Origin of the sequence: Pelolinea submarina (assembly GCF_003966975.1) — a bacterium.
GTDB classification, from domain to species: Bacteria; Chloroflexota; Anaerolineae; order Anaerolineales; family Anaerolineaceae; genus Pelolinea; species Pelolinea submarina.
The window spans coordinates 2,989,548-3,008,699 of record NZ_AP018437.1; the positions used below are offsets into that span (position 1 = coordinate 2,989,548).

The 19,152-nt window shown below is 51.6% G+C and carries 20 protein-coding genes and 1 tRNA gene; 10 read left to right on the plus strand and 11 right to left on the minus strand.

What is annotated here, in order from left to right; translation table 11 throughout:
• Window positions 1-64 precede the first annotated feature (64 nt).
• Window positions 65-955 (minus strand): patatin-like phospholipase family protein, encoded by an 891-nt coding sequence (locus tag Pelsub_RS13255; protein WP_116225516.1) that lies wholly within the window; start codon window positions 953-955, stop codon window positions 65-67.
• A gap of 198 nt (window positions 956-1,153) precedes the next feature.
• Between Pelsub_RS13255 and Pelsub_RS13260 the strand changes: the two genes are divergently transcribed.
• Window positions 1,154-2,794: a trypsin-like peptidase domain-containing protein gene (locus tag Pelsub_RS13260; RefSeq protein WP_158675117.1), complete on the plus strand. Its 1,641-nt coding sequence runs from the start codon at window positions 1,154-1,156 to the stop codon at window positions 2,792-2,794.
• A 75-nt stretch (window positions 2,795-2,869) separates the two neighbouring features.
• Here the strand turns inward: Pelsub_RS13260 and gyrB are convergent, their stop codons facing one another.
• Window positions 2,870-4,801, minus strand: coding sequence for a DNA topoisomerase (ATP-hydrolyzing) subunit B (gene gyrB / locus Pelsub_RS13265; protein WP_116225518.1), 1,932 nt, complete (start codon window positions 4,799-4,801; stop codon window positions 2,870-2,872).
• Window positions 4,802-4,835: 34 nt separating this feature from the next.
• The gene (locus Pelsub_RS13270) at window positions 4,836-5,696 is read right to left on the minus strand and encodes a hypothetical protein (RefSeq protein WP_126440547.1); all 861 of its coding nucleotides are present in this window, start codon (window positions 5,694-5,696) and stop codon (window positions 4,836-4,838) included.
• A gap of 214 nt (window positions 5,697-5,910) precedes the next feature.
• Between Pelsub_RS13270 and Pelsub_RS13275 the strand changes: the two genes are divergently transcribed.
• The gene (locus tag Pelsub_RS13275) at window positions 5,911-6,723 is read left to right on the plus strand and encodes a DUF5656 family protein (protein WP_116225520.1); all 813 of its coding nucleotides are present in this window, start codon (window positions 5,911-5,913) and stop codon (window positions 6,721-6,723) included.
• A 37-nt stretch (window positions 6,724-6,760) separates the two neighbouring features.
• Window positions 6,761-7,435, plus strand: coding sequence for a glycerol-3-phosphate acyltransferase (locus Pelsub_RS13280; protein WP_116225521.1), 675 nt, complete (start codon window positions 6,761-6,763; stop codon window positions 7,433-7,435).
• A gap of 9 nt (window positions 7,436-7,444) precedes the next feature.
• Here Pelsub_RS13280 and Pelsub_RS13285 read toward each other — a convergent pair whose 3' ends face one another.
• Complete coding sequence (locus Pelsub_RS13285) at window positions 7,445-8,281, minus strand: MBL fold metallo-hydrolase (protein ID WP_116225522.1); 837 nt, start codon at window positions 8,279-8,281, stop codon at window positions 7,445-7,447.
• A 190-nt stretch (window positions 8,282-8,471) separates the two neighbouring features.
• Here Pelsub_RS13285 and Pelsub_RS13290 point away from each other — a divergent pair, with 190 nt between their 5' ends.
• Window positions 8,472-8,717, plus strand: coding sequence for a GlsB/YeaQ/YmgE family stress response membrane protein (locus tag Pelsub_RS13290; protein ID WP_116225523.1), 246 nt, complete (start codon window positions 8,472-8,474; stop codon window positions 8,715-8,717).
• Window positions 8,718-8,809: 92 nt separating this feature from the next.
• On the opposite strand, the gene Pelsub_RS13295 is transcribed toward Pelsub_RS13290, so the two are convergent.
• A complete protein-coding gene (locus tag Pelsub_RS13295; protein WP_116225524.1) occupies window positions 8,810-9,742 on the minus strand; it encodes a nucleoside hydrolase in 933 nt (310 codons plus the stop codon).
• A 74-nt stretch (window positions 9,743-9,816) separates the two neighbouring features.
• Here Pelsub_RS13295 and Pelsub_RS13300 point away from each other — a divergent pair, with 74 nt between their 5' ends.
• Window positions 9,817-10,668, plus strand: coding sequence for a J domain-containing protein (locus tag Pelsub_RS13300; protein ID WP_116225525.1), 852 nt, complete (start codon window positions 9,817-9,819; stop codon window positions 10,666-10,668).
• A 25-nt stretch (window positions 10,669-10,693) separates the two neighbouring features.
• On the opposite strand, the gene recR is transcribed toward Pelsub_RS13300, so the two are convergent.
• The 3 genes from recR to dnaX are packed head-to-tail and all read right to left on the minus strand — an operon-like array spanning window position 10,694 to window position 13,340.
• Window positions 10,694-11,299 (minus strand): recombination mediator RecR, encoded by a 606-nt coding sequence (gene recR / locus Pelsub_RS13305; RefSeq protein WP_116225526.1) that lies wholly within the window; start codon window positions 11,297-11,299, stop codon window positions 10,694-10,696.
• A 12-nt stretch (window positions 11,300-11,311) separates the two neighbouring features.
• Complete coding sequence (locus Pelsub_RS13310) at window positions 11,312-11,632, minus strand: YbaB/EbfC family nucleoid-associated protein (RefSeq protein ID WP_116225527.1); 321 nt, start codon at window positions 11,630-11,632, stop codon at window positions 11,312-11,314.
• A 28-nt stretch (window positions 11,633-11,660) separates the two neighbouring features.
• Window positions 11,661-13,340: a DNA polymerase III subunit gamma/tau gene (gene dnaX, locus Pelsub_RS13315; protein WP_116225528.1), complete on the minus strand. Its 1,680-nt coding sequence runs from the start codon at window positions 13,338-13,340 to the stop codon at window positions 11,661-11,663.
• Window positions 13,341-13,471: 131 nt separating this feature from the next.
• Here dnaX and Pelsub_RS13320 point away from each other — a divergent pair, with 131 nt between their 5' ends.
• The 5 genes from Pelsub_RS13320 (at window position 13,472) to Pelsub_RS13340 (ending at window position 16,329) form a co-directional block, all read left to right on the plus strand.
• Window positions 13,472-13,951 carry an NYN domain-containing protein gene (locus Pelsub_RS13320; RefSeq protein WP_145986336.1) on the plus strand — a complete coding sequence of 160 codons (480 nt, stop codon included), beginning with the start codon at window positions 13,472-13,474 and terminating at the stop codon, window positions 13,949-13,951.
• Between the two features lie 242 nt (window positions 13,952-14,193).
• Window positions 14,194-14,267: transfer RNA gene (locus tag Pelsub_RS13325), tRNA-Arg, on the plus strand.
• Between the two features lie 291 nt (window positions 14,268-14,558).
• A complete protein-coding gene (locus tag Pelsub_RS13330; RefSeq protein WP_116225530.1) occupies window positions 14,559-14,864 on the plus strand; it encodes an AbrB/MazE/SpoVT family DNA-binding domain-containing protein in 306 nt (101 codons plus the stop codon).
• Window positions 14,861-15,595, plus strand: coding sequence for an ABC transporter ATP-binding protein (locus Pelsub_RS13335; RefSeq protein ID WP_116225531.1), 735 nt, complete (start codon window positions 14,861-14,863; stop codon window positions 15,593-15,595). Before Pelsub_RS13330 ends, Pelsub_RS13335 begins: the two co-directional genes overlap by 4 nt.
• Window positions 15,592-16,329: an ABC transporter permease gene (locus Pelsub_RS13340; protein WP_116225532.1), complete on the plus strand. Its 738-nt coding sequence runs from the start codon at window positions 15,592-15,594 to the stop codon at window positions 16,327-16,329. Before Pelsub_RS13335 ends, Pelsub_RS13340 begins: the two co-directional genes overlap by 4 nt.
• A 58-nt stretch (window positions 16,330-16,387) precedes the next feature.
• Here Pelsub_RS13340 and Pelsub_RS13345 read toward each other — a convergent pair whose 3' ends face one another.
• From Pelsub_RS13345 to Pelsub_RS13355, 3 genes are all read right to left on the minus strand, one after another.
• The gene (locus Pelsub_RS13345; protein ID WP_116225533.1) at window positions 16,388-17,542 is read right to left on the minus strand and encodes a DUF362 domain-containing protein; all 1,155 of its coding nucleotides are present in this window, start codon (window positions 17,540-17,542) and stop codon (window positions 16,388-16,390) included.
• Window positions 17,543-17,741: 199 nt separating this feature from the next.
• Entirely contained in the window at window positions 17,742-18,476 is a 735-nt protein-coding gene (locus tag Pelsub_RS13350) for a nitroreductase family protein (RefSeq protein ID WP_116225534.1), read from the minus strand.
• A 196-nt stretch (window positions 18,477-18,672) separates the two neighbouring features.
• Window positions 18,673-19,068 (minus strand): hypothetical protein, encoded by a 396-nt coding sequence (locus Pelsub_RS13355; RefSeq protein ID WP_126440549.1) that lies wholly within the window; start codon window positions 19,066-19,068, stop codon window positions 18,673-18,675.
• Between the last annotated feature and the right edge of the window lie 84 nt (window positions 19,069-19,152).

The following is a 19,152-nucleotide window of genomic DNA, read 5'->3' on the forward strand; positions in this document are numbered from 1 at the left end:
CCAATGGAAAACAGGGAAGCCATGAAAAGGCTTCCCTGTTTTATTTCCTTCCAAGAACAAAGGTTTATAGCAACGCCGGTTCGGCTTTCTCGATTTTCGGATCTTTAAGATACAGGCGCGGTTTTGCCAGCTTACGCAGTTCGGGCAAAACGTCCAGGGCTGCTTTGGCGCCAGCGTCCACCAATTCCTTGACATTGGTAAAGCCGGACAGGGTGGTGATTTGCGGGTCGATATCCGGCCGGATAATCAAGTCCGTGCGGGCCTTGCGCAATTTGGCAGCCGTGAAATTGGAGACCATGATAGCGTTGGTGCGCCAATTGGCCAGGGCAATGCCTGGAATGTGCTGCTCGCTCCAGAAAGCCATATTGGTCACATCCGGGCTGACGTCCACCGCTACCGTCACCTCGGCGCCCATGCTATCCACCAGGTCGGCGGGCACGTTATTGAGAGAACCGCCATCCACCAGCAGGGTATCGCCTTTCTGCAGCGGAGCAATAATGCCGGGCAGCGCCATGGATGCGCTAATGGCTTCAATCAAATCCCCTTCCTGAAGCGCCACATCACAAGCATGCAGCACATCCACCGCAGCCAAAGCCAGCGGTATTTTCAAATCGGTGAAATCTTTTTTTCCACCGAACATTTCCGTCAGATATTCTTGAATGGCATCATTACTGATCACGTTTTTAAACTTGGCTAAATTACCATCCAGCAATTTGACCATGTTCCCGATATTGTTGAGATTACTCATGCCTAACGCAATTTTTTCAATCTCTCTGGCATTTATACCGTCGGCATACAACGCCGCAATAACAGCCCCCATGCTGGTGCCGGCCAGCAGTTGTGGTTGGATACCCTCGGCTTCCAAGATTTTTAACACACCGATGTGAGCAAAACCACGCGCGCCGCCCCCGCCTAACGCCAACCCAATTATTGGACTTCTGCTTGATACTGCCATAAACCGACCTCTTATTTCTGTTTTTATGATTATGCGTATTATAAATGAAGCACTCCTTTTATACCTATATTCGCTTTTTAAAATATTTACAGGGATTTTACAAAACTCTTACTGCATAATAATGGGATTGGAGTAAATTAATTCTTCGAAAGAGTTTGTAAAAATAATATCCTTGCGGATATGTACTTGGAGGTACGAATGAAGAAAATTGTTATAAGTATGATCAGTCTGTTAATGATTGTTGGACTGGCAGCCTGTAATACCGCCGCCGAGGTTAATCTCCCCGACGATTCAGCTCAAGCGGCCAGCCCCACAGCAGAGAGCCAAAGCCCCACCACGGCCGCAACTGAAGCGGTACAGAACCCTGTGGAAGCTCCCAGCCTGGAAGGGCTGCAAGCCTCTTACGAAGCCATTTATGATGCGGTGCTGCCCTCAGTGGTCAGCATCGAAGTCACGTCCACAGTGGTTCAGAATACGCCTTCACTGCCTAGTCTTCCCTTTGATTTCGGTTTACCGCAGGATGAGAACCAGGATAATAACCAACAGGAATACCAGGAAAGCGGCGCAGGATCCGGCTTTGTGTGGGATACCGAAGGCCACATTGTCACCAACAGCCACGTGGTTAACGGCGCGGACAATATCCGTGTAATCTTTTCCGACGGCACCAGTGTCGCGGGTGAAGTAATCGGCAGCGATTCCGCCAGCGACCTGGCAGTCGTGAAAGTCGATGTTCCGGCAGCGGAATTGACCCCCATTCAGGTTACGGATTCCACCCAGGCAAAAGTAGGGCAATTGGTTGTCGCGATTGGCAACCCTTACCGCCTGAGCAGTTCCATGACCACCGGTATCATCAGCGGATTAGGGCGTTCATTGTCGCTTGATTCCAGCACAACCCTTACTTACACCATCCCGGATGTCATCCAAACCGATGCCGCCATCAACCCGGGCAACTCCGGCGGTGTGTTGGTAGACATCAACGGAAGGCTATTGGGCGTGACCACGGCTATTGAAAGCCCCGTACGAGCCAACTCCGGTGTGGGTTATGTAGTTCCGTCCATCATCGTCGAGAAAATCGTGCCATTCCTGATTCAGGATGGTTTCTACCAGCAGCCGTATATCGGTATCAGCGGCACCGACCTGACGCCCGAATTAGCCGAGGCAATGGATATGGATATCACCCAACGCGGCGCTTTGGTTATCGACGTCAACTCCGGCACGCCTGCTGAAACGGCCGGCCTGCAGGGCAGCGATCGCACCGCTACCATCAACGGGCAGGACGCCCGCGTAGGCGGCGATGTCATCACGGCCGTGGACAGTAATGCCATCAACGATTTTGAAGACCTGACCGCTTACCTGGCGCGTTATACCAATGTCGGCCAAACCATTGAGATTACCTACCTGCGCGACGGGCAGGAAAACACAACCTCGCTGACCCTGGCCGCACGGCCCGGAACCGAGAACGGCAGCAATACCACGCAAACTGAAGAAACAGCCAGCGGCGCCTGGCTCGGCATTAAGGGTGTGGACATGACCGATGAAATCGCTTCCGCCATGGGACTGAAGACCACACCGCAAGGCGTGTTGGTTGAGCAGATCAGCGCCGGCAGCCCGGCGGACGAAGCCGGCTTGCGCGGCAGTTATAAACCCCTGGAAATCAACGGACAGGAAATCCTGGTTGGCGGCGATATCATCACCGCTGTAGATAAGACCCAGGTCGGCAGTATCAATGAACTGGCCAGCACCATCTCCGGTTACCAAATCGGCGACGAGGTCAGCCTGACCATTCAGCGCGATGGAAAAGAAATGAAAGTGAGTGTTACTTTAGCTGAAAAACCGTAAACCCATCTGCTCCCCTATGAAAAGCGGGCTCCCTTACAGGAGCCCGCGTCTTTTTAATTTCTCTGAATTCCTTGTTTAGATATCCAGGTTGCGCACCAGTTTGGCATGCGTAATGATGAAACGTTTGCGCGGCGGAACCAGGTCACCCATCAACATGTCAAAAGTGCGGTCCGCTTCGGCCGCATCATCGACGTTGACCAAAAGCAGGGTGCGATTGTCCGGGTTCATGGTGGTATCCCACAGCTGTTCCGGGTTCATTTCACCCAAACCCTTGTAGCGCTGGATTCCCACTTTATCCTCTTTGGCGCCCATATCCTTAATAATCGATTCCCGCTCCTCTTCCGAGTAAGCGTAGCGTTTATCCTTACGATAAGTAAGCAAATATAAGGGCGGCTGCGCGATGAAGAGATGACCATCATCGATCAGTTTGGGCATATAACGGAAGAAGAAGGTTAGCAGCAGGGTACGAATATGACTGCCGTCCACATCCGCATCGGTCATGATCACGATCTTGTGATAACGCAGTCCTTCGATATTGAAACCCTCACCAATGCCGGTACCCAAAGCCGAGATCATGGATTTTACTTCTTTGTTGGAGAGGATCTTATCCAAACGCGCGCGTTCCGTATTGAGGATCTTGCCGCGCAAGGGCAGGATGGCCTGGAAATGGCGGTCGCGGCCTTGCTTGGCCGAGCCGCCTGCGGAATCACCCTCAACGATATACAATTCGGTGCGCTGCGCATCGCGTTCGGAGCAATCGGCCAGTTTGCCCGGGAGCGTCATACTCTCCAGGGCCGACTTGCGGATGACCAGGTCGCGCGCTTTGCGAGCCGCGTCGCGGGCACGTGCCGATGTAAGGCATTTTTTGATGATGGCCCTACCGGCCGCGGGGTTTTCTTCCAAAAATTCAGTGAAAGCTTCACCCACCACCTGCGTGGCAATGGTTTGCACTTCCGGATTCATCAGCTTGACTTTGGTCTGACTTTCAAATTGCGGATCAGGGTGCTTGATGCTGATCAAGGCGGTCATACCTTCACGGGTGTCGTCTCCGGTGAAATTGGGGTCGTTATCCTTGATAAGACTGTTGCGCCGGGCATAATCGTTCAGAGAACGCGTAATTGCCGAGCGGAAACCAGTCATGTGGGTACCGCCGTCAATGGTGTTGATGGTATTGGCAAAGCTGTAAACAGACTCGGAATAAGCATCCGTATATTGGACAGCCGCTTCAATGGTGATGTTATCGACTTCCTTCTCCACATAGAAAACGTCGTGCAGTACCTCGCGGTTGCGGTTTAGGTATTTTACGAATGAAGCAATACCGCCTTCAAAATAGAAGTGCATGCTGTGGATGGGGTCTTCACGCTCGTCGATGAGGCTGATTTCCACCTGACGGGTAACAAAAGCCATTTCACGGAAACGCTGTGCCAGTGTTTCAAAGCGGAAATCAACATCCTCTTTGAATATTTCCTTGTCAAAACGGAAGGTGGTGCGGTTTCCGGTGATGCCTTCTTTGACTTTTCCAATTTCCTTGACGGCTTCCACCGGGCGGCCGCGGTCATAACGCTGGAAATAAACGTTGCCATCACGGCGCACTTCCACTTCGCACCATTCCGACAACGCATTCACTGCCGAGACGCCCACACCGTGCAGACCGCCGGAGACCTTATAGCTGCCGCCGCCGAATTTGCCGCCGGCGTGCAGGATGGTCATGACAACTTCCAGGGCGGAAACGTGTTTTTGCGGATGGATATCCACGGGGATACCACGGCCGTTATCATCCACGGTTACGGAGCTGTCCGGGTGGATGGTCACCGTGATACGGTTGCAGACACCAGCCAGGGCTTCGTCAATGGAATTATCCACCACCTCATACACAAGGTGATGCAGCGCTTTCAGGTCGGTTCCACCGACATACATACCCGGACGGCGGCGAACCGCCTCCAAGCCTTCCAAAACCTGAATGTCTTTGGCGCCATATGAACTTACATGAGCAGCAGATTCCGGCACTAATTCCTCCGAGATAATTTATTTTATTTTAATGCTAAGAAAGTATTTTTTGTTTACCGGTATTCACATCCGGGATAACAACCTGGAGCCATTTCATACCGTTATTATAGAAAACGAACGAAGCGGCAATCAGGCTGCTGGAGATAAAAGCGTGGCCAAATATCCCAACCATCAGCATCCAACTATCGGGATCCGGGGTGGACCAGAGAAAATCAAGGCCATACCCCAGCATGATGAGTACGGTGAAGAATAAACCTACAATCGATATCAATGGCCGTACCAACTTGATGGAATTGGCAATTGCCGTTGTCGCTTTAAATTGGTCGGCAAAAATTCCATGCGGTGAAAAAGCCATCGGCATCAGGACCCAAACAAGCATCAAGCCGAAAATCACAAGCGGCAGAGAGCCCAAAGAGGGCAGGAACATTACCAGCGATGATATCAAACAGATCGCCGGAATGGATAAGATGAGCAGCGCGCCGAAAAGGATTATAGACAACACGAAGCATTGCACAATTTGACCGGGGAACTGTTTGATTTTTGACTTTATATCAGCCGTACTGGTCACGCTTGCGATTAAGGCAAAATATAGACTACCGATAACCAATCCAATTAGCGAGAACGCCACCATCATCCAGAACGCAGAAGCAGAAGACTTCATTTCGATAATACGCAGCGATCCCAGCGGATTGAGCTGCACCCCTTTGTAACTCAACAAGCTCGGTATGCCAATCGGATAGGTGCGCAGATTATAGAGCAGGTTGAACTGTTCCAGAATCAAGGTCCACATTTCCTTTGCAGTTTGCAGGAAAGCCTGGCTGTCCTGACCATAAGCAGGCGCGGACAGGTCGCTGGCATTCAACACAGACGGCAGAAGGAGATTCTTGATACGCACAAACGGCCCAAACCAAAGGATCAAATCCAGAAGAATTGGGAGGATAATAACGTATATATGATTAGCTACCGCATTAAAACCCTCAACTAAAGAGGGAATCAATCTTGGTGGCAGTACCTTGGGTTCATTTCTAATGTCGAACATACAATCTATAATTTTACCATACCGGGATAAAACCGATGATGAAAGCGCGCGGTTAAGGTAAAATCATGTTGTGGAAAATCAATTTCAACTCCCACAAAGTAAAAAACTTAGTATTGTCTCAGCCAGTATCCTGATATGTTATTCCCTGCTGCCTTTTATTCAAGTGAGCGCGCGGGAAGTGCCCCTTACTTTGGCCGGCATTGCCATCCCGCTGCGCATCAATTTCTATAATTTGATCGCTTTGATCGCGGCAGCTTTGGCCGCGGCCGGGATGGATTGGATGCTGCGCGACCACCCTAGGATTGAAACGCACGCCACCTTTCCCCACCTGTTTTTGCCGGCCATGACAGCCGGCGCGCTCGGCACCCCGCTGGGACTGCTCGAAACCGGGCTGGAATGGTGGATCATCCTGGCATTTGGCAGCTTATTGATCATCCTGATTATGCTGGCGGAATACATCTCGCTGGATAAGAACGATGCACGCTACCCGCTTTCGCTGATGGTGCTTTCCGCAGTCAGTTATGGCGTTTTTTTTCTGCTCAGTATTGTTCTGCGCGCTGCCAATTCCCGGCTATACTTATTGCTATTGGTACTACCGCTGTTCTTTGCGTTCCTATGCCTGCGTATTTTACACTTCAGGTTGGGCGGCAGATGGCGTTTTGAATGGACTACTGTCATTACATTAATCATTGCACAATTTGTGCTTGCACTTTATTACTGGCCTCTATCGCCCATCCGCTACGCATTAGGGCTGCTGGGGCCGGCTTATGCTTTAATTGGTATTTCAGCTTCATTGGAAGAGGAGCCTGACCTGCGAAAAGTTTTTTTTGAACCTTTTCTCATGCTAAGCCTTTTCTGGATTTTGGGAATTATTATTAAATAGAAGTGCATCTTATTGGAAGACAAAGGGTTAAACGAACATGATGATAGCATTACTTTCTTTACCAATAGCCTACCTGATCGGCTCAATACCATCCGGCTGGTTGGTGGTCAAACTTTTCACCGGCCAGGACGTACGGTCGATTGAAAGCGGCCGCACCGGCGGGACCAACGCCATGCGCGCCGGTGGCCCGTTCGCGGGTTTGCTCACCGCTTTATTAGACGCGGCAAAAGGAGCGGCAGCCGTCTGGGTCAGCCAATCCCTTTCCGCAGGAATCGCCTGGACTACCGCCATGAGCGGTGTACTGGCAATTATCGGTCATAATTATTCCGCTTTTCTGGTCGAAAAAGATGAGAACGGCAAACTGCATTTCCGCGGGGGCGCCGGTGGAGCTACCACCCTGGGCGCAGCCATCGGACTGTGGTTGAACAGCTGGATGATCATCCTGCCTTTTGCAGCCATCTTTTATGTAATTGTGGGATATGCCTCGCTGACCACCATCAGCATCGCTTTCTCCGCCATGGGAGTGTTTACCATCCGGGCCATGCAGGGGATGAACCCCTGGGCTTACGCATTTTTCGGAATAGCCGCACTTGCCCTGGTGATATACGCTTTGCGGCCAAACCTCAAACGGCTTAAAGAAGGAAGCGAGCGGCAGGTAAAACTACTTGCCCGCATCTTTACCAAAAAATATCACATTAGAAACAAAGAATAGAAGCGGGTTTTATTCGGAAGCTTCAACTTCCTGCTTGTAAAGAACAGCCAGGTTGCGCTGGTGCAGCCCTTCTACCAGGCCGCCCAATAACACACGGCTCTTGCCGCATTCTTCCACCGTTGCTTCTTCGAGCACTTCCTGGGGATCTTTCCGTTTGGCCGCGGTGCGGGCCACTTTGCGGATGGCCGCCAGGTAATTGATGTTGTTTTTTACTGCCTGTTCAATTTCGCCCCGCAAAATCACGTCGCCGTGGCCTTGAACGATATTTTCCAAACTCATTTTCCCGATATTCTTGATGGTTTCGGTTAATTGATCCAGGTCACCCTCTACAATAGTAGGCAGGGGCAGGAAAGCATCCCCGGCAAACAATACCCGATCCTCACGCACTAGCACGGAAATGCCGTCGGCACTGCTGCCGGGAGTGGGGAAGATCTTGATATGGCGTTTGCCTATCTGGAGAGAAATCGTACCCGAATCAAACGTTAAATCAGGCAATTGAATTCTTACATTATCAAAAGCGGAATTCTGTTCCTGTACATTTTTTAAAGCGGTTGGGTTCCGCTCCGCCATTAATTTCCGGCAAAGGGAATGCCCGATGACAATCGCGCCGGGGAAGAAACAGTTTCCGAAGGTGTGATCGGCATGGTAAATCGTATTGACAATATAACGGACCTGGACACCCAAAGTGTCCTCCAGATATGTCCGCATTTCCAGTGTTTCTTCCGGCATCGCCAGAGTATCCACTAAAACAGCCCAATTTGAGCCTACAATCGCACCGGCCGTAACCTGTGCGTATATTTCGCTCTGAAACCAATATACGTTATCCGCAATACGTTCTCTTATCATTTACACTTCCATTTGAATGGGGAATTACAAGCGTTAAAAATAGCACAAATGAAGTCAAAAGTCAAAAAATTGGTATTTTTCTTCAAGAAAACTCTTTTTCTGTATGAAAATTATATAAAAATAGGCAGTACCAAGTCAATTCGGATATTTATCATATAATTAATTTAAATTAAATAAAGAAAGGTAAAAAATGAATTTTTTATATTTTTTATTAGTCGGTTTGGTGGCTGGGTTTCTGGCAGATAAAGTTGTCAAGAATTCCTTCAGCATGGTCGGCGACCTGGTTGTCGGCGTAATTGGTTCTTTCCTGGGCAGTTGGCTTTTCGGTTTGCTGAACCTGAGCGTCAGCGGCCTGTTCGGCCAGATTTTCGCTGCTTTTGTGGGCGCCGTTGTCCTGCTGTTGATCATCAATTGGATTACCGGCAGAAGGAAATAAACAGGATTTGGTTTTTTTAAAAAAAGCACCGCTCACTGATTTACTCGCAGTGAGCGGTGTTGTTATTTAACTAATTAAGGGGTCAAAGCTTTTCAAGCTGTCAGGCGTTCCTTTAATAAGGCCAATACACCCTCTGAATTTACGTCCAGGCAAACTTTGACCGGTGTGCGCTCTTCCCACTGATGCGCCCAATCCGCCACGGTCTGCCCCACGCAGCGCCCTTCCGTCTCCACAAAGACAGGCACATCCTTGGTCGTAAATAAATCGGGGTTGATAACATATGAAATAGCCGAGGGATCGTGAGTATAAATGGCGCCGTTGAGGCCATATAAATTGTTAAAGAAATTCTGGTAACAGGGCAAGACCTTCGAGATCAATTCCACGGCCGGGTTGCCGGCTTTGAACAGCATTTGCTGGAACTCCGGCGTAATGATAGTCTTGTGGGTAACATCCAGTCCGACCAATACCAGCGGCCAACCGGCAGCCATGACGATATCGGCCGCGTGCGGGTCGTGGTAGATGTTGGCCTCGGCCACGGGGGTCATGTTACCGGGATTGGCCACCGCCCCGCCCATGATCACCACTTCTTTGATCAATGCTGCGATGCCTGGATCTATGCGCAAAGCCAGGGCTATATTGGTCAGCGGGCCGACCGGCACCAGCGTCACCTCGCCCGGATAAGCATGCGCCATTTCCACGATAAATTCCGCCGCGCTTTTATCGACAACCTTCCCTTTGGGCGCGGGCGGCTGGGTGTTGCCCATGCCGTCCTCGCCATGCACCCAGGTGCCCAATTTTTCCAGCGGGAAAACCAGAGGCACATCGCTGCCGCGCGCGACCGGGATGTCGCCATGCCCTTCCAATTCCACCAGGCGCAGCGCGTTTTGCGCGGCAATTTCACCGGGCACGTTACCAAACACGCTGGTCAGGCCAATGACTTCTACCTCAGGCGAGCGCAGCGCCGTGAGGATGGCGATGGTATCGTCCACGCCGGGGTCGGTATCGATAATGATCTTCTTTGCCATGTATTACTCCTAATAATCTTAATTCGTCAGTTATAGTTGAATAGCTTAGTCTTTATAAATATATAATTTACCTTATGAAGAATTATTACGCAATTATGGGGTTATCCAATTTTGCATCAAAAGAAGAGATTATTTCAAAATATAAATTCTTAGTACATGCATACCATCCAGATAAATTCCCCAATGCGAATTTCAAGAAATTAGCCCAAGAAGAATTTATCCGGATTGAAGAAGCTTATCAAATTCTTGGTAATCAAGCAAAAAAAGATATCTACGATATCAATTTACGATTAGAACTCCAAGCAAAAGTAAGAAATCAACAAGCTGCTCGACAAGCAGAAAACCCAGAAAAACAACACACAACGACAAGTGATCATACTCACACGAATGTTTACTCAAAGAATAAAAATAAAACTCAAAGTGATAAAAATCCCGTTTCAATGAAAAAGATGATATTTGCTTTCGTGTTGATATTTTCTTTTATCTATTATTTTGGTAATTTAATCGATAAGGAAGCTAATAAAAATTCCCAAGTTGTCGCCACTACATACCCCACGCCAACAATACATCGAACATCAACCATCTCGACTTATCAAGACAGAAACAAAGCCCTCATGACAGCAAAGAGCTTCTCAAGTTATCTACAGGCAGGAAATGTGAAAAGTAAAATCTATTTAGATACTGATAGTGAATATTACCTTGATCTCGTTGACATGGTCGATTCAACCATACACGATGTAAAAAAATGGGGGGACTACCTTCGAATCTATGATCTAGAAATTTCAGAATATTATTTTTCTAGCGCCATCGTGTCGGGGTACTTGGAAAATCGTGGTCCAGTCTGGTTAAAATATTATTACAAAGTATTCCTTGTAAAATCTGATAATACTTGGAAAGTATATTCAATTTCAATTGTAAAAACTTAGAGATCTCTTTTCCAATTTCTAGATTTTATAAATCCTGCCGGCCAGCCAGCGCCCGCAGCAAGGTGTTTTGATCGGCGTATTCCAGGTCGCCGCCCACCGGCAGACCGCGCGCCAGGCGCGTGAGATGCACCGGGTAAGCTTCCAAACGCTGGCGCAGGTAAAGCGCGGTGGCGTCGCCTTCCATACTGGGATTTGTGGCTACGATGATCTCTTTAATATCGCCGGCTTTAACCCGCTCCTCCAGCTCGGCTATGCGCAGATTGTCCGGGCCGATACCCTCGATGGGCGAAAGCGCGCCGTGCAGCACGTGATAGCGGCCCAAAAATCCGGCGGTGCGTTCCATAGCCAATACATCCATGGGTTCTTCCACTACGCAAATTTGGTGCGGATCGCGTTCCCGGCTGGCGCAAATATCGCAGATATCATGCCCGGCCACCGTGATGTTGAAACAAATCTGGCACAATCCGGTAGCCGTCTTGATATCCTTCAAGGCAGCCGAAAGGTCGGCCGATACCTCCACCGGCGCGCGCAGCATATAAAAAGCCAAGCGCGAGGCGGTTTTGGGGCCGATACCCGGCAGACGTTCAAAGGCCAGGATCAATTTTTCCAGCGGTTCAGGCAGAATAGCCATACAGGCAAAACCTTATTTAAGTCCGCCCAGGCCGCCGCTGAGCGGGCCCAGCTTTTTGGCCATCAACTTGCGCGATTTATCCAGCGCGTCGTTGACCGCCATCAATACCAGCGTCTGTAAATTCTCGGTTTTCATGTCGCGGATCTTTTCGCTGTTCAGGGTGATACTTTCGCATTTTTGTGCGCCGGTCATGACTACTTCCACAGTCCCGCCGCCGGCCGTGCCGACTACGGTTTCCTTTTCCAGTTCTTTTTGGGCTTTCTTGAGCTGGTCCTGCATTTGCTTGAGCTGCTTCATCATGCCGCCGTCCCCGCCCATCATATTTTTCATCATAAGTTACCTCTCAATTAATAAGATTGAATTACTTCTTTTTCGTAATCTTCCCGCCCAATGAAAGGGCCGTACCCACCATGCCGTCCCGGTCAATCCCTTCCGGGAATTCGGTTTCTTCCTGGCCGGCCACACGGCAGTCGATTTCAATATCCACGCCGGTCACCTGGCGCACCGCTTCGCGGGCATTTTCCTGATTCTTGCCATTTTCCATCTTGGAGCGTACAAAATCGGTGGCAAAGCTCAAGACCAGACGGCCTTTATTGGCGCTCACCGAGCGGCAGGAATTCAACAACGCTCCTGTTTCCGGCGAAATTTTGCGCGCCGCCTGACGGATATCCTTCCAGCTTTCCTGAATACGCTCCAGGTCGCCTTCCGCAGCCGGACGAGCCGGTTGTGTCTGTGCGGGCTGCGCCGGTGCAGGTTCCGTCCTGGTTTCGGCCGGTGAGGCTGCCGGAGTATCCGCGATGCCTGGTTTTTCAGCCTCAGCGCTTTCCGGCTCCTTCTCCGATATTTTTTCTTGAGGTTCCATGTTTTTCTTTGGAGCCGGAGCAGCTTTAGGCTGCGCCGTTTTCTTTTCCTGAAGCGGAGCGGCCGAACTTTCCTGTTTGACAGGCGCCGGTGAAGGCTGCACGGATTGGGCAGCCAGACCGGTTATGGCCAATTCCAATTGCAGGCCGGGCTGCCAACCCAGGCTGGACTGCTGCGCGGCGTGGTCAAAAGCCTGAATAGCCGCCAGCAATTTTTCCAGGGTGAAACGCTCGGCCAGTGTGCGCAGCTTCTGTTGTTCATCGGGAGTCACTTCCAATTGCTCAACGTTGCCCATGCGCGCCATTAACAGCGCGCGCAGCAGGTCGACCAGCTGGCGGGCAAACTGGCGCGGATCGCTGCCGTTGTCCAAAGCCTGATTGATCAACGCAATACCCTGACCGATATCCTGTGTCAGGATGGTTTCAACTACTTCATAAACGCTTTCACCGGCGGCAGTGCCCAGCACCTGCTGGGTCAATTCCAGCGTAACCCGGCTGCCGGTGGAAGCCAATTGGTCCAGCAGAGAAACCGCGTCGCGCATGCTGCCGGTGGCCTGGCGCGCGATGGCCGTCAGCGCGGCCGGCTCCACGTCAACATTTTCTTTTTCAGCGATGTCTTTCAACAGCGCCTGGATGAAATTGAGCGGGATGCGGCGGAATTCGTGGCGCTGGCAGCGCGAGAGCACCGTGGCCGGAATCTTATGCACTTCGGTAGTCGCCAGGACAAAGATGGCGTGCGCGGGCGGTTCCTCCAGCGTCTTCAACAGAGCGTTGAAAGCCGCGTTGGAAAGCATGTGCACTTCATCGATGATATAGACCTTGTAGCGGCCCTTGTTGGGCGAGAAATTGATTTTCTCGCGCAGGTCGCGGATGTCATCCACGCTGGTGTTGGAGGCCGCGTCTATTTCAATTAAGTCCAGGAAGCGGCCCTGGTTGATGGCTTCACAGTTCTCGCACTGGTTGCAGGGGCGCGCGTTTTGCTCCTCGGCCAGACAGTTGACTGCCTTGGCGATGATGCGCGCCGTGGTGGTTTTACCGGTGCCGCGCGGGCCGGAAAACAGGTAGGCATGCGCCAGGTTGCCCTGTTCCAGCGAACTGCGCAGGGTGCGCACCACGTGTTCCTGCCCGACAACTTCCTCCCAACCCTGGGGGCGCCATTTACGATAATAAGCCTGTGACATACGAGCTAAAATCCTTCAAGCGAACGGTTAATAATTTGCATGACTGAATTATAAAGGAGGTCGGCTAAAATGCGCCTGCCTTTCCGGCCAGAAACAGGGGAAATCCCCCGAAAAAACTGCCGGTGATACAATTGCGGGCAATTAAGAGTCAAGCCATGCCTTACCTGATTGACGGCCATAACCTGATCCCGCGCGTGCGCGGGTTGAACCTGCAGCAGTTGGATGACGAGCAGGCGCTGATTGCACGCCTGGAAACGTTCTTTCAGAGCCAGCGCAAGCAGGCAGTGGTGTATTTCGATCAGGCGCAACCCGGCGGCAGCCCGGATTTGAAGCGGGCTTTCCTCAAAGTGCATTTCGTGCGCCCGCCGGCCATCGCCGACACGGCCATTTTGCAGCATCTGCGCAGGTTGAAGGGCGAAGCGCGAAATTGGGTGGTGGTCAGCTCCGACAACGAGGTGCGCCGGGGCGCCGAACACCTGGGCGCGCGCGTGCTTTCCAGTGAAGAATTTGCCGTTCTGTTGAATGTAAAGCGTGAAAAAAGCAAGAAAAGAATCGAGCCGAGCGGGGATGACATCGATTTCTGGTTAAAACAGTTCCAAAAACCCTCCTGAGCGATTTTACATTTCGTTAATACCCTCATTTCTGATTATGGTATATTATGGCCTCATGGCACCAAAGCCCCCAAAGCTGCGGTGTCAGTACCGCCAGAATCTCCCCGGAGCGCCCCTCCTCGCGCCGGAGATCCCAATGGGTAACTGGTGGGAATCCCTCCCTTGGACCGCCGGGCAAAACCGGCGGTCAGTTTTTAAGGGTTTGCGGAGAAAAAAGCAGAATGCTATAATAAATGCGCGTTGCCCCAGTGGCTCAAATGGATAGAGCGAGGCACTCCTAACGCCTAGGTTGCGGGTTCGAGTCCTGCCTGGGGTACTTATTTTTTTTCGCTTCTATGTAAAGTTTCCCTTCTTTCCGACGTATATCGTTTACCGCTGGTCCAGGTGCGCCTGTTCGCCAACCTGTTCGAGAAAGCAGGCGCGGCCAAGTAGACAACCGTTTTCATCCGTGCTTATTCGCTGCCTGGGTCTTTCCAGGCAGTTTTAATATAAGCACTATAAGTTTATCGAAGATTGCTAACTTTTTTATCTTGCCGTTTCAGCATAACCTTGACTATAAGCGGTATTACTAGTATAACTTTTCCCACTTATATTACTTTGAGGAAATATGAAAAACGAAATACAAAAACAAGAAAAATTCATGAGCTCGGTCAAGGTCGGGCCAAAGGGGCAGATCGTCATTCCAAAGGAGATCCGCGACATGTTCGCTATCGAACCCGGCAACACGTTGATCATCATGGCGGACGCACAGAAGGGCATCGCGCTGGAACGCATGGAAGTTTTTAACCGCATCGCCGATGCCATCCTGAGCGGCCACGGTGATGAGATCTATCCCGAAAGCGACCCGCAGGACAGTCTGAAATTCGCACAGGAAATCAAAAAAGTCAATCATAGGGATCACGAAGAACAATGAACACCATCCAAACCATCCAACTCAGCAAACGCTACGGGCAAAAGCTGGCCTTGGACAACCTCAACCTGGAGATCGCGAAGGGCGAGCTGTTCGGTCTGCTGGGCGTCAACGGAGCCGGTAAGTCTACCGCCATCAAGATCCTGTCATGCGTCAGCCGCCCCAGCCAGGGCGACGCACGTGTATTGGGCTACAGCGTCACGCTGCAGCCTTTCGAGGTCAAACGCCGTATCAACATATCCCCGCAGGAGACGGCCATCGCACCCAACCTGAGCGTTCGCGAGAACCTGGAATTCATTGCGCGCATCTACGGTTGCGGGCGGCAAACCGCGCATGATAAGACGGATACAGTATTGGCGTCCTCCGGTCTGGAAGCGATCGAGTATGAAAAAGCACGCGTATTGTCCGGAGGCTGGCAGCGGCGATTGAGCATCGCCATGGCGCTGATATCTGACCCGCAGGTGCTGTTCCTGGATGAACCAACTCTGGGATTGGATGTACTGGCACGGCGCGAACTATGGATGCTGATCCAAAAACTGAAAGGTGAGGTCACCATGATCCTGACCACCCACTATCTGGAAGAAGCCGAGGCCTTGTCGGATCGCATCGGTATTCTGGCAAACGGTAAGCTGAAAGCCATCGGTACGGTGGCGGAGATCAAACAGCGCACCCACAGTCCTAACCTGGAAGAGGCTTTCATCAGCCTGGCCGGAGAAAGAGAAGGGCAGGCATGAGAACTCTGGCATTCGCAGACCGCAACAGTAAAGAGATCCTGCGGGACGTCCTGAACCTGGCTTTCGGGCTGGGCTTTCCGGTTGTCCTCCTACTGCTGTTGACCGCCATCCAAGCCAATGTGCCGGTGGATCTGTTCCGGTTGGACCAACTCACACCAGGCATGGCCATGTTTGGCCTTTCCTTCATCTCATTATTCTCGGGTACATTAATCGCCAAAGACCGCAGCAGTTCGCTGATGATGCGCCTGTTCACCTCGCCGATGAAGGCGCGCGATTTCATCCTGGGTTACACCCTGCCGCTGCTGCCCATGGCCATTGCACAAGTGGGGGTATGCTTCGGGGTAGCTTGTTTATTGGGGCTAACACCCAGTTGGAGTATCCTCACCACCCTACTAGTGCTGATCCCGGCTGCGCTGTTGTTCATCGCCATCGGCTTGCTGTGTGGAACGATATTCAATGACAAACAGGTGGGCAGCATCTGCGGCGCATTGTTGACCAACCTGAGCGCCTGGCTATCCGGCACATGGTTCGACCTTAACCTGGTCGGTGACACGTTTAAGAAAGTCGCTAATCTGCTGCCCTTCTCGCACGCGGTCAACGCCGGGCGGGCAGCCCTGGCCGGCAACCTGCCAGCGGCTTATCCGGAATTGGTCTGGGTAAGCGCGTATGCCATCGCCCTGTTAGCCATTGCCATCCTGGTTTTCACCCATAAGATGGACAGCGACCGGGTTTAATCAACAAGTGTTTGAAAAAAAGCTCGCCAATCCGGCGAGCTTTTTAATTTCTGGCAGCCTAATGGCGGATCAGCCGACCCAACCAGGGAATCTCGACGGTGATGGCTTTTTCGGGGCAGGTTTCCTGGCAGCAGTAGCAGCGGATGCACTTGGCGTAATCGTACACGGGCGTGTCAATGCGCTCGTTGCTGCGCCAGGAGAGCGCCTTGGGCTTGGCCGGGCAGATGTTGACGCACTGGCCGCAGCGGATGCACAGGGTCGGGTCAATGACCGGGCGCGGGGAAGTGAAACGGCGCATGAGGCTGGTCGACAGGATGGAATGGTCGGTGGTGGTGGACATGTGCGAGCGGTTAGCCTTGAAATCGGTCTGGACAAAGCTCTCCAGCGGATCGCCGACATATTCGATATTTTGGGTAGTACCAAGTCCGAAAGCCTCTCCGTGAACCAAAGGTTCAACCAAAGATGGATCCAGATCGATCAGGCGGCAGACAGTAGCGTCTAACGCAACCGGGTCGGTCGAGAAGAGCAGCACGTGCATGGGGCGCGGGGTGCCGTTGCGCGGGCCGTTGCCCTCCATAGCGATGATGCCGTCCATGATGAACAAGCGCGGCTTAAGCAGCAGATTGAGATCTGCCAGCATCTGCGAGAACAGGCTGGCATTGGGCATGACCGAATGGAACTCCGCTTTACGCGCGCCCGGAATGCAGCCAAACTGGTTTTTAATTGCGCCGGTGATGCGCGTGAGCGCGTGCGTCTTCAACTTGCTGATGCTGACCAACCCATCGCTGAACATGACGCCTTCGGCGATCTCGAATTTATTGATGAGGCGGCCTTCGGGAAAAGGCACTTCGCGCGCGGTGTTAAAGTCGGCCAGTTCGATGCCCAATTCCTGGGCAACGGCCAGATGGCCGGAGCGGCGAACGGCGCCTTCCGGGCTGCCCACGCCGGGGGAATCCCCAAAGCGCAGCTTTGCACCGGTTTTCTGGAATTCACGCGCGATGGCGGCGAAGACTATGGGGTGCGGGCTGATGCAGTTGGACGAATCGGCGCCCTCCAGGATGTTCGGTTTCAGCAGGATTTTCTCACCGGCAGCGGCAAAACGCCCTGCCCCGCCCAGCAACTCCAGTCCTTTTTGAACGGCAGTATCCACCTGCTCGGGAATATAATCCTGACAATGTACCAGCGCGACCGTTGATGTTTTGTTTTCTCCCATGTATATACCTCAATCAAAGAATCGTAAAATCATATCACAGACCAAATTTGAATAAAAACACCCGCATAAAGGTGAATTTCCACGGGAAATTTCGAGCAAGGCCTCTTATACTCAAAAAAGTGCTACGGGAGAATTAAAAACAGCTATGAAGTGGATTGCTTTTCATGGCTGTTCAGTATTTATTCCATATTTCAGGCTATTACGCCTTGAATGGAAAATCATCCAGATAGATCTCCACCGAGCGGCTCATCTCCCTGGCAAAGTCGGAGTTGTACTTGCGGGCGCAAAAAGCCTGGAACCAGTCTTCATAAGGCTTGTCTCCATGCTGGTTTTTGAACAATTTCTTCAGTTCCGCGCTGTTCATTTGGTGATACGTATTTTCGTGGACCATGTAATCCATGTCACAGCGCAGCGGCTTAGGACGATCCTTTTGCTGCTGAGTAGGATAACCGAATACCAGCATGGCAGCCGGAAACACGTACCGCGGCAGGTTTAACAGCTTGCGGTGTTCCTCAACCTGTTCCATGATGTCGCCAATGTAGCAGGAACCGATGCCCAGGCTCCAGGCAGCCGTGACCGCGTTCTGGGCGGCGATGAGCGCGTCATCCGTCGCAATCAACATATCGCCCTTACCGGGCAGTCTGGGCTGGCAACCGCAATCTTCGAAGGCATCGTACCATTTTTGAAGGTCGGCGCAGAAGATCAGCACCATCTTGGCTTTGGCGATGAAGGGCTGGTTGTCGCAGGTAATCGCCAGGCGGTCCTTGATGTTCTGGTCGGTGATATCCAGAATGGTATACATCTGCTGGTTGCCGGCTGTGGGCGCGGCCATGGCAGCCAGCAAAATTTCTTTTCTAATTTCCGGGGGAATGGGTTTGTCCTCGTAAGCGCGCACCGATTTGCGGCTATGTAGGTCATCAATAATGGGATTCATGCGTTTTCTCCTTCCGAGATTCACTGGCTAAAGAACAGCGTCCGCTTTTTGCACCAACAGGATCCGCAGCCCTTCTGGTTCTTTTCTGAGAACCGGAAACAAATGGTAACACAATCCGTTTTGCGGAAAGCCGTTGATAGTCAAAAAAAACGCCCGCATACTGCGGGCGTTTTATCAGGTACATCCAGACTAAACCTTATTCGACGAAATCATCTCCATCGTCGTCATCGAAATCTTCATCGTCGTAATCGTCATCGGAGGATTCCATGAACTCCTGCAAGTCCTCGAAAGTGGGCAGCTGGCGCAGCCAGAGCAGAAGCACCTGGCCGTCGTCTGTCTCAACCGATCGAGCCGCCACGATGGGCGCTTTTTCCTCAACACCCATTTCATTGCGGTAATGCAGATAGATAGTACCGCTTTTCTTCCAGGCATGATGGCAGCGTTCTACCAGCGCCGGGCCGTTAAATGTGCGCACCTGCGTGAAAATGGTATCGTATAGCATTGGGCTTTCATTCAACCCAATGGCCCAGCCGTCGTTGGTGTCCTCAAACACCGGCGGGGGACCTTCGATAATGGTGATCTTGTCATCCATTGTTTTTTTCTCCAAGTCGGAAATGATACCACAGCATTGGCAACCCGCAGCGTCTTTCTTATAAAACATAGATGCTTTGCTTAT